General features: G+C 68.5%; 8 protein-coding genes. 3 read left to right on the top strand and 5 right to left on the bottom strand.

Annotated elements, in window-relative coordinates; all coding sequences use genetic code 11:
* Positions 1-316 precede the first annotated feature (316 nt).
* Both Q7P21_RS15870 and Q7P21_RS15865 read left to right on the top strand, forming a co-directional pair.
* The gene (locus Q7P21_RS15870) at positions 317-2170 is read left to right on the top strand and encodes a phosphoenolpyruvate carboxykinase (GTP) (RefSeq protein ID WP_304177846.1); all 1854 of its coding nucleotides are present in this window, start codon (positions 317-319) and stop codon (positions 2168-2170) included.
* Positions 2171-2239: 69 nt separating this feature from the next.
* Positions 2240-3529 (top strand): nucleotide sugar dehydrogenase, encoded by a 1290-nt coding sequence (locus Q7P21_RS15865; protein WP_304177844.1) that lies wholly within the window; start codon positions 2240-2242, stop codon positions 3527-3529.
* Between the two features lie 10 nt (positions 3530-3539).
* Here the strand turns inward: Q7P21_RS15865 and Q7P21_RS15860 are convergent, their stop codons facing one another.
* From Q7P21_RS15860 to Q7P21_RS15850, 3 genes are all read right to left on the bottom strand, one after another.
* A complete protein-coding gene (locus Q7P21_RS15860) occupies positions 3540-5069 on the bottom strand; it encodes a hypothetical protein (RefSeq protein ID WP_304177843.1) in 1530 nt (509 codons plus the stop codon).
* Positions 5070-5184: 115 nt separating this feature from the next.
* Entirely contained in the window at positions 5185-5952 is a 768-nt protein-coding gene (locus tag Q7P21_RS15855) for an SDR family oxidoreductase (protein WP_304170303.1), read from the bottom strand.
* 26 nt (positions 5953-5978) lie between these two features.
* The gene (locus Q7P21_RS15850) at positions 5979-7196 is read right to left on the bottom strand and encodes a M20 family metallopeptidase (RefSeq protein ID WP_304170304.1); all 1218 of its coding nucleotides are present in this window, start codon (positions 7194-7196) and stop codon (positions 5979-5981) included.
* A gap of 365 nt (positions 7197-7561) precedes the next feature.
* Here Q7P21_RS15850 and Q7P21_RS15845 point away from each other — a divergent pair, with 365 nt between their 5' ends.
* Positions 7562-8743: a sulfotransferase family 2 domain-containing protein gene (locus Q7P21_RS15845; protein ID WP_304177842.1), complete on the top strand. Its 1182-nt coding sequence runs from the start codon at positions 7562-7564 to the stop codon at positions 8741-8743.
* Between the two features lie 6 nt (positions 8744-8749).
* On the opposite strand, the gene Q7P21_RS15840 is transcribed toward Q7P21_RS15845, so the two are convergent.
* On the bottom strand, positions 8750-9469 hold the full coding sequence (locus Q7P21_RS15840) for an SDR family NAD(P)-dependent oxidoreductase (protein ID WP_304177840.1): 720 nt from the start codon (positions 9467-9469) through the stop codon (positions 8750-8752).
* Between the two features lie 4 nt (positions 9470-9473).
* Positions 9474-10673: a hypothetical protein gene (locus tag Q7P21_RS15835; protein WP_304177838.1), complete on the bottom strand. Its 1200-nt coding sequence runs from the start codon at positions 10671-10673 to the stop codon at positions 9474-9476.
* Positions 10674-10779: the final 106 nt, after the last annotated feature.

The raw sequence follows: 10779 nt of genomic DNA, 5'->3' as shown, positions 1-10779 counted from the left end.
CTTCGGCCTGCAGATGCTGACCGACATGAACCAGGCGTTTTTCTCCCTGGTCTGGGCCCCGTTCGGCGCCGCCATGACCCACGCCGAGAACGGCTCGGATCACACCGCGCTCTAAGCTCTTCGGATCACGGACGTTTCGCAACGCGCGGGATCGCGGCGCCTTACCGCAGGCATCGTGTTGAGGGATCAAGATAAAAGGCCCTCATATGGTCTTGCTCCCGCTCGTCTGGGCGGCTACGAGCAAGCCAAGCATTGATGGTGGAACCGGCTTTTTGGGATGTGCTCCCAAGGTCTCCGCCGCGAGGGAGAAAGCCCTGTGATCGACGCCGCCATTCCTGGCCTGGACAAGGCCCCGACCCAGCACAAGAAGCTGCTGGCTTGGGTGCGCGAGGTCGCCGAGCTGACTCAGCCCGACCGCGTCTACTGGTGCGATGGTTCGGAAGAGGAGTGGGCCCGCCTGACCGCCGAACTGGTGGCGTCCGGCACCCTGACCCCGCTGAACCCGGCCAAGCGCCCCAATTCCTTCTACGCCAACTCCGACCCGCGCGACGTCGCCCGCGTCGAGAGCCGCACCTACATCTGCTGGCAGAACGAAGCCGACGCCGGTCCGACCAACAACTGGATGGCGCCCGACGAGATGCGCGCCACCCTGAAGCCGCTGTTCTCCGGCTCGATGCGCGGCCGCACCATGTATGTGGTGCCGTTCTCGATGGGCCCGATCGGCTCGAAGATCAGCGCGATCGGCGTAGAGGTCACGGATTCGGCTTACGTCGCCGTATCCATGAAGATCATGACGCGGATGGGCCAGGCCGCCCTCGACCAGCTCGGCGAGGACGGCTTCTTCGTGCCGGCCCTGCACTCGGTCGGCGCCCCGCTGTCGTCCGGCCAGACCGACGTCGCCTGGCCCTGCAACGACACCAAGTACATCGTGCACTATCCCGAGAGCCGCGAGATCTGGTCCTACGGCTCGGGCTACGGCGGCAACGCCCTGCTCGGCAAGAAGTGCTACGCCCTGCGCATCGCCTCGGTGATGGCCCGCGACGAGGGCTGGTTCGCCGAGCACATGCTGATCCTGAAGCTGACCTCTCCGGAAGGCGAGGTGCACTATGTGTCCGCCGCGTTCCCGAGCGCCTGCGGCAAGACCAACATGGCCATGCTGCAGCCGACCCTGCCGGGCTGGAAGGCTGAGACCATCGGCGACGACATCTGCTGGATGCGCTTCGGCGAGGACGGTCAGCTCTACGCCATCAATCCGGAAGCCGGCTTCTTCGGCGTCGCGCCGGGCACGGGCGAAGAGACCAACAAGAACGCCATCGCCTCGCTGCACTCCAACAGCGTCTTCACCAATGTGGCGCTCACGGAGGACGGCGACGTCTGGTGGGAAGGTCTCACCAAGCACCCGCCGGCCAATCTGACCGACTGGAAGGGCCGTCCCTGGACGCCGGAGTCCGGCGAGCCCGCCGCCCACCCCAACGCCCGCTTCACCGTGCCCGCGGCCCAGTGCCCGGTGATCGCGCCGGAATGGGAAGACCCCAAGGGCGTGCCGATCTCGGCCATCCTGTTCGGCGGTCGTCGCGCCAGCGCCGTGCCGCTGGTGACGGAAGCCTTTGACTGGGCCCACGGCGTGTTCCTGGCCTCCAACGTCGCCTCGGAAGGCACGGCCGCGGCTGAAAACAAGATCGGCGAGTTGCGCCGCGACCCCTTCGCCATGCTGCCGTTCTGCGGCTACAACATGGGCGACTACTTCTCTCATTGGCTGAAGATGGGCGCCGAGGCGGCGGACCCGTCCAAGCTGCCGCGCATCTATTTCGTCAACTGGTTCCGCAAGGACGAGACCGGCAAGTTCGTCTGGCCGGGCTATGGCGAGAACAGCCGCGTGCTGAAATGGATCGTCGAACGGCTGGAGGGCCATGCCGAGGCCAAGGAAACCCCGATCGGCCGCCTGCCGGCCCCGGGCGCCCTGGACACCGCCGGCCTGGACCTCACCGAAGCCCAGCTTGAGCTGCTGCTCACCGTCGATCCGGCGGTCTGGGCGGAGGAGGCGGCCCTGATCCCCGCGGCCTATGAGAAGTTCGGCGACCGCATGCCCAAGGGCCTCTGGGCCCAGTACGAGGCCCTGGTCGCCCGCCTGGCCAAGGCCAAGAACCCGGAAATGGCCGTCGCCGGATAGGCGACAGAAGGTGAAATGGTCTAGTTACGGAACGTGCGCCGGTCCGCGCGCACATTCCGCGAGTCCGGCATGCTTCTGAATCCTTTCACCCAGACCCCCGCCAAGCTTGGCGTCATCGGCCTGGGCTATGTCGGCCTGCCCCTCGCTGTCGCCTTGGCCGGCGTCTACGACGTGGTGGGCTTTGACATCAGCGAGGCGCGGATCGCCGAGCTCCAGTCGGGTCATGACCGGACGCTTGAGGTCGACCCCAGCGAACTGAAGGCGGCCAGCCGTCTGAAGCTGTCGCGGGACGAGGCTGATCTCGCCGCCTGCAATGTCTTCATCGTCACGGTGCCGACACCCATTGACGCCCACAAGCGCCCGGACCTCGGCGCCCTGCTGTCGGCCAGCCGCACGGTCGGGCGGGCGATCTCCAAGGGCGCGGTGGTGATCTATGAGTCCACCGTCTATCCGGGGGCGACGGAAGAGGACTGCGTGCCGGTGATCGAGCAGGTCTCGGGCCTGACGTTCAACCAGGACTTCCATGCCGGCTACAGCCCCGAGCGCGCCAATCCCGGCGACCGGGCGCATCGGCTGTCGAGCATCATCAAGGTGACGGCGGGCTCCACGCCGGAAGCCGCCGCCTTTGTCGATGCCCTTTATGGAGCGGTGGTGACGGCGGGCACCCATCTGGCCAGCTCGATCCGGGTGGCCGAGGCCGCCAAGGTGATCGAGAACACCCAGCGCGACCTGAACATCGCGCTGATCAACGAGTTCTCGATGATTTTCAATCGCCTGGGCATAGATACTCAGGAGGTTCTGGCGGCGGCCGGGACCAAGTGGAACTTCCTGAAGTTCCAGCCGGGCCTGGTCGGCGGCCACTGCATCGGGGTCGATCCCTACTACCTGACTTTCAAGGCCGAGGCGGTCGGCCACCATCCCCAGGTGATCCTCGCCGGCCGGCGGATCAATGACGGCATGGGCGCCTATGTGGCCGAGGCCATGGTCAAGGCGCTGATCCGGCGCGACGTGAAGGTGCGCGGCGCCCGGGTCCTGGTCATGGGCCTGGCCTTCAAGGAAAACTGCCCCGACCTGCGCAACACCCGCGTGATCGACATCGTGCGCGAACTCGAAGGCTACGAGGTCGCTGTCGACGTCCATGATCCCTGGGTCGACGCCGAGGAGGCGCGGCACGAATATGGCGTCGTTCCGGTCGCCCACCCTCAGGCGGGCGCCTATGACGGGGTGGTGGTGGCGGTCGCCCACGGCGCCTTCCGCGCCATGGGGCTCGACGCGATCCGGGCGCTGGGCAAGCCGGGCGTGGTGATCCAGGACCTCAAGGCCATGTTCCCGAAGGAAGAGACCGACTTCCGCCTGTAGAGAGCGCTCCTCAGACCTCTGCCCCCAGGTCCAGGGCGATGAACCGCCCTCGCTGAGCGGCTTCGATCTGGGCCTCGCGCTCGAGGCGAGCCTGGGGATCGGAGACCAGCCGGGCGATCTCGTCGGGCGGCATGCCGTCCTCGATCAGCGGCCCATGGCTCATCCGGAAGACGTCGCAGAACAGCTCGCCATTCACCCGCTCGACCAGGGGCGCGCCGCGCGCGGCCGGCGCCCGCTGCATCTCGATCAGCCAGGGATGACCATCGGCGTCCACCAGCACATCCAGTCCGAACAGCTTCGGCGAGAAGGCGCGGGGCGGGCTTGCCGCCGCCTGGCGCGCGAACAGGCCCTCGGCGCGCAGCTGGCGCACGAACCAGGCCACCAGCTGGCTGATCTCCGCGAAGGTCTGGTCGCCATCGCCGCCATCGGCGGTGATCCGCCGCAGCAGGGCCGACAGGGTCCAGATCACCCCCTGATCTTCCTGGGACGGATCCTGGCTGATGATCAGGTCCGGGTGGCCGGTGTGCAGGGCGGTGTTGGTGATGTGCCGTGACACGTCGCCAGCATTCTCGGGGCTGGCGTCGTAGGGGGTGGGCGCGAACCGGACGAGACCTTCGGAATAGACATAGGCGCGCAGGGGCGAGACCGAAGCGATCAGACCATAGATCCGGGCGTGGCCCTTGCGGCCCTCCACCAGATAGGGGCGGTCGATATAGCGCTGCACGACCACGTCCTGGCGGTCCAGGGCCTCGCCGACCTGGGTCACCAGCTCGATGCCCTGGCCGCCGCTGCTGCGGATCGGCTTGACGATGTAGAGGCTCGGGGCGCGGTCGCTGGCGGCGAAGGCGGCCAGGGCTTCGCGGTCGCGGGGCAGGACGAAGGATTCGGGCGCGCGGGCGCCGTGCGGGTCGACGGCCTGTCGGCGGGTCAGGACTTCGGCCAAGACGCCCTTGTCGGCGTAGTGAGACCATTCGTGCCGGTCGGTCCCGGTGTTGAACATCACCAGGCCCGAGGCGACGGTCTCCGGGGCGGCCTGGAACCGGCTGATCAGGTGGCGCATGTGCTGGTCGGCGGCCAGCGGTCGGTCCGCGTCCCGCAGGGTGCGGGCCAGATCCTGGAGGGAGGGGTTGATCTCCGGGCTGGTCGGCTTAACGCCGGACAGCAGGCGCTCATAGGTGGTGATTGCGTCGTTCAGCTGGCCGAGCCGGTGCTGAAGCAGACCGACCATGCGCAGATGGTGCGCGTTGGAGGTGATCGCCGCGGCCTGGCCATAGGCCGCCAAGGCCGCCTGGTCCTGGCCGAGGCTGAGCAGGGCGAAGGCCACGCCGCCGAGGGCGTAGGCGTGCTTGGGATCGAGCGTCAAAACGTAACGATAGGCGGCCAGGGACTGGTCGAACTCCAATCGGCGGTCGTGAGCCTGGGCGACCAGCAGCCAGGCGTCGGCCGAGTGGGGCAGATGGCCCGCCAGATCGTGCAGCAGCTTCTGAGCCAGAGCGTTGTCGTGCTCGATGAGGTCGACCAGATCTTCGCGCAGGGGCACTCAAGCTCTCCGGACTTTCGGCGTCGACAGAGGAAGACGCCTCGCGCCATGGCGGCGCGAGGCAGTCATTGTGCCGGTTAGGCCCCCCTCGTCCAGCGGGCTTTGATGGCGCGGCTCAGACTTCCGCCGACCCGCCGTCGCAGGGGATCACCGCCCCGGTGGTGTAGGCGCTGGCGCGGCTGGACAGGAAGATCGCCACGCCGGCTATGTCCTCCGGCGTGCCGATGCGACCGCGCGGGTTGGACTTGGCGATGGCGTCGCCGGCGCGGGCCAGGGTGGCGGCCATCATATGGCTCTGGAAGGGGCCCGGCGCGATGGCGTTGACCAGGATGTTCTCGCTGGCCAGGCGCTTGGCCAGGTGGCGGGTCAGCATGATGCAGCCGGCCTTGGAGGTGGAATAGGCGTAGGTCTCCAGGCCGGGAGGCTCGATGCCGTTGACCGAGGCGATGTTGATCACCCGGGACGGATGCTCATGGGTGGCGGCGGCGCGCAGTTGCGGCAAGAGCTTCTGGGTCAGGAAGAAGATCGACTTCACATTGAGGTCGACGGTCTTGTCCCAGCCATCCTCGGGATAGTCGTCGATCGGCGCGCCCCAGGTGGCGCCGGCGTTGTTGACCAGGATGTCGACCTTGGGCTCGCGCGCGGCGACCGCGGCGGCCAGTCCCTGGATGCCCTCCATGTTCGACAGGTCGAAGGGCAGGGAGATGCAGGTCCCGTACTTCGACAGCTCCTGCGCCAAGCCATCGCAGACCGACGCCTTGCGCGAGGAGATATAGACCTTTGCGCCGTTCTCCACGAAGCCCCGGGCGATCATCTCGCCGATGCCCCGGCTGCCACCGGTGACGACCGCCACCTTGCCCTCGACGCTGAATAGATTTCTCAAAATATCGTCTCCTGAAAATACGGGCCTCAGGCCTCGAGATCGAAGCCCTTGGACAGATAGGTCTCGGCCATGGCGCAGTGCATGGCGACTCCCCGCGCCATCACCCGCTCGTCCAGCACCATGCGGTTGGAGTGCAGGGCGCAGCAGGAACGCCAGTCACCGCCCTCCGGCGTCGCGCCCAGGAAGGCCATGGCGCCGGGGACCTTCTGCAGCACATAGGCGAAGTCCTCGGCCCCCATGGCCGGTGACGGCATGGTGCGCCAGGCGCCGGGGCCAAACAGCTGCTCCGCCGTGCGCTCGAACAGGGCGGCGGCCTCGCTGGTGCAGACGGTGACCGGGAAGCCGGGGATGACCTCGACGGTCGCATCGGCGGTGTGGGCCTGGGCGATGTGGGGGGCGAGGCGGCGCAGGCCCTCGTGGGCCAGCTCGCGCGAGCGCTCGGAGAAGGAGCGGATCGTGCCCTCGATCACCGCCACCTCGGGAATGACGTTGTTGGTGGTCCCCGCCTGGATCTTGCCCACCGTGACCACCACGGGATCGAAGGCCGGGATGCGCCGAGTGACCATGGCCTGGATGGCGGTGACGATCTCGCAGGCGACCGGAATGGGGTCGAGGGCGTCATGCGGGGCGGAGGCATGGCCGCCGCGACCATTGACGGTGATGTGGAAGACATCGGCGGCGGCCAGCAGCGGGCCGGCGCGGCCAGCGAAGACCCCGGTCGGGATGTTGGGCGAGATGTGCAGGGCGAAAGCGGCGTCGGGCAGAGGATCGATCAGGCCGTCGTCCAGCATCCAGCGGGCGCCGTGGTGGCCTTCCTCGCCAGGTTGGAACATGAACATCACCGTGCCCGCCAGCTGGTCACGCCGGGCGCAGAGCGCGCGGGCCGCCCCCACCAGCATGGCCACATGGGTGTCATGGCCGCAGGCATGCATGGCCCCGTCGGTGCGCGACGTGAAGTCGAGGCCGGTGTCCTCCTGCAGGGGCAGGGCGTCCATGTCGCCGCGCAGCAGGACGGTGCGTCCATTGGCGGGACCGCGCAGTATGGCGACGAAGCCCGAGGTGGAAGGCCCCTCATGGATCTCCAGCGGCAGGCCTTCGAGCGCCGCCTTGGCCTTGGCGGTGGTCTTGGGCAGGTGCAGCCCCAGCTCCGGCTCCTCGTGGATCGCCCGGCGCAGGGTGATCATGTCCTCCAGGAGGTCGTCGCCGGCCTCCACCCAGAATTTCGAGGAGGGGATCAGGTCCATGGGGTGGCTCCAGGCAGGATGATGCGGCCAGAATGGCCGGGCCGTCGGCGCGTGGCAAATGGCGAACATCACCCTGGAAGCTGATGGCCGCAGCCCGTCACGGGAATTCCGCCATATCTGGATATTGGCGGGCAAGTTGAAAGATCGCTGTTTTGCGAGATTTCGCAGCCTTGACCTTGCGGCTAAATCAATCTCCTGTTTGGATTCTTAATATTGGTCCGCCCGCGGAACATGGGACGGGTGCGATTTCTGTGTCGATTGTTTCAATGAAGCCCGGAGTTGTTTCAGACCCTGCCGAGGATTTGGTCCAAAGCCGGACAGCGGATGAATATTCCGGTGGAGGGGGGCCTGATCAGCGGCCGATCTTGTTCGTCCATATTCCCAAGACCGCGGGGACGACATTCCTGACGGCCTTGGGCGCCCTGTTCGGAGAGCAGCATCTGCGTCGGTTGCAGGATGACGATCTGCATCCCGACGCCATCGACGCCCTGATAGGGTCGCCCGCCATGACTCAGGTGCGCTGCCTGGCCGGACACTTCCCGGTCCACGCCTTCGCCGAACGCTGGGAGCGTTTCCAGGCCTTCACCATGCTGCGGCATCCCGTGGACAGGGTGGTCTCGCTGTTCTGGTTTCTACGTCGGTCGCCGGAGGATGTGCTGGCCAGGATGGGGCTTACTCCAGGCTTCAGCCTCGATGAATTCCTGGCAGGCGAGGTTCCCGAACTCTTTGCCCAGACGCGCGACGGCATGTGCCGGATGTTGTGCGGCGATCCGACTCGGAGCGACCCTGGCCATCCTGCGTTCTGGAGACCACAGGTCTCGGCCGTCGCGCCAGCTGCGGCGGCGCTGGAGCGGATGGGATTTGGCCTGGTGGAGGAGATGGGGGCGAGTCTGAGGCTGGTCGCCGCAGAGATGGGCGCGCCCTTCGCCCTGCCCAACCACGCGGAGAATGTCTCCTCCAGGTTGGCGACGCCGCCTACGTCGGGACAGATGCGCCGGATCGTTGACCTGAACACCGCGGACCTGGCGCTCTACGAGATGGCGCGGCGTCGGTTCCAGCGGCGGGTCGCGGTCCATGCAGCCAGGGGGGCGGACGGGTCGCCGCCGCGCCCTGACGCCGTCTGGAAGGCGGAGCTTGGGCGCGAGACGCCGATCTGCGCCGTGGCCGGGCGGCGGGGCTTCCATGCATATGAGCCCAGGATCGGCTTGGCGTGGATCAGGGGCGACAGGTCGGCCGACGTGGCCTTTGCGGTCCCGGCCGGGCGTCGGCGTCTGGTCCTGCGGGTCTATGGGATCACTCAGGACTATCCGATCGGCGACCTGAGGCTGCATGTGAACGGTGTGGCTGTGCGCCACAGAGTGGTGCGAGACCGCGGCGGATGGGCTGAGGTGAGGACCAGGGCCTTCCGAATACGGGGTGGCGAGGGCCCTAACCTGCTGTCCCTGTCCCCGCCCTTTCAGGTGCCGGCCGCCCGGGCGCACACGGGATCGCGGGACGAACGGGCGCTGTCGGTGGCCATCGCGACGCTACGCCTGGACCGTGCCTAGCCAGGATCAGAATGGAATGGCCGCGCCGTCCCAGGCGAAGAAGCCGCCGGTGTCAGCCGGACCCAGCCCCGCGATCACCGCCAGCAGGCGTTCGGCCGACTGATCGGGGGTGAACAGCCGTTCGGCGGGAACCCCCTTCTGAAAGGGGTCGCTGAGCGCGGTGTCGACCGTGCCCGGGTGCAGGGCGACGCAGATGGATTGCGGACGCGATCGCGCCTGCTCGATCGCCAGAGTGCGGATCACCATGTTGAGCGCGGCCTTGGAGGCGCGATAGGCGTGCCAGCCGCCCAGGCGGTTGTCGGAGATCGAACCGACCCGAGCCGACAGGGCGGCGAACACGGATGCGCCCTCGCGGGCCATGCGGGGCAGGAGATGCTTGGCGATCAGGGCCGGGCCGATGGTGTTGATGCGGAAGACCCGCGCCAGGGTGTCGGCGTCCAGGGCGCGATAGGATTTTTCCGGCGCGAGCCCCTGGCCGTGCAGGAGGCCCGTGGCGATGATCACCAGGCGCAGGGGCGCGTGAGCGTCGAGCATCGCCGCGGCGGCCTCGATCGAGGCTTCATCCTCAAGGTCGAGCGCCAGGGCGAGGGGATCGTCGGGCGGCGGGCGCCGGGAGAGGCCCAGGACCGCCTCATATCGCCCCTCGGCCCTCAGGCGCGCCAGCAGGGCGGCGCCCAGGCCGCCCGTGGCGCCGATCACCACCGCCGTGCCCGTGCGCTCGGTCACCGGCTCAGGCCAGGGCCGCGCGGATCAGGGCCTTGAAGCCGGCCAGGGCGTCGGCGGTCAGTTTGGCGTCGACGCAGCGCATGTCGTCGCCGACGACGTGGTGCAGGCGGTGGGCGCCGAACACGCCGGCGACCTTGGGATAGCCGGAGGCCAGGATGTGGGTCAGTTCCCCGGCCGCCCCCGCGCCGGCGGCATAGGGCGCCTCCAGGCCGGGCTGACCGGCGAAAGCGGCGCGGCAAGCCGACAACAGGTCCGGCGTCGCCATCAGGATTCGCTGGGGGTCGGCGCTGGGCAGGGGCGCGAGCTGGCCGCCAATCTCGTGCCAGTCACGGGCGGCGACATTGGCGCCGAGGTGCAGCCACAGGGCGGTCTCGGCCGGGCGGGGCGCGATCTCTTCCAGCATGCGGGCGGCGCCCAGGTTCTCATATTCGTGGCCGCTGTTGCAGACGAAGGCCAGGTCCACGGGCAGGCGGGCGCGGCTGGCCCAGGCGGCGAGCGCCATCCAGACGGCGACGCCCGGGCCGCGCTCGCCGCCGCAGGCGGTCCATCCCGAGCGCGGGGTGGAGACCACCAGCCAGCGACCACGCCCGCGATCCAGGCGGCCCATCAGATTGAAGGCGGGGCGGAAGCCGCCCTGGCCGGTGAGCATGAGGCGCGCGACGCCGCCCGCCGCGGCCAGGAACTGTGCAGCGTCCTTGGGGCCGATGATCGCCACCGGCCGGTCGAACATCGGCTTGTCGCCGTCGGCGTTCAGGGCGATGGCCTCACCGGTTGGTCCGGTGGTGATCAGCACCACGGCGATGGCGCCGGAGGCCAGGGCGGCGGCCACCGGGCGGCGCACGGCCTCGGCCTTGGCGGAGGACCAGCGGGCATAGGGCAGGGGGACGAGGGCGATGGCGCCGGTTAGGTCGCCGGCCTTGGCCCAGGGCTCGACCACGACCAGCTTGCCGGAGAGCCCCTCTGGCGGTGTCGGGATCACGATGGCCAGGGGCAGGACCGGCTTGGTGGTCTCGCCCAGGATGAGCTCGGCCCGGGTCAGATCGAAGGTCGGGACCCGGATCGTCTGGCGTGTGGTGGCGAAGCCCAGGCCCTGGAGCCTCTGGTCCATCCAGTCGCCGGCGCCCGTGTCGCCTGGCCCGCCCGCAAGCTTTGCACCCAGGCCGACATAGTGCTCGAGATCGGCCCGCAGGCTGTCGGTGGTCACGGTCTGGCTCCCTGCCGCATGCGCCGCGCCGGGCGCCAGCAGTCCGCTCGCGAGGACCGCGCGCCGCGTCGTCCCCATCGTCTCAGCCTGCCTTGTAGTAGTCGAG

Source organism: Phenylobacterium aquaticum, from assembly GCF_947378715.1.
Lineage (GTDB): Bacteria > Pseudomonadota > Alphaproteobacteria > Caulobacterales > Caulobacteraceae > Phenylobacterium > Phenylobacterium aquaticum_A.
Note: the sequence above shows the minus strand (reverse complement) of the source record. Positions and strands in the feature narration are given on the sequence as shown.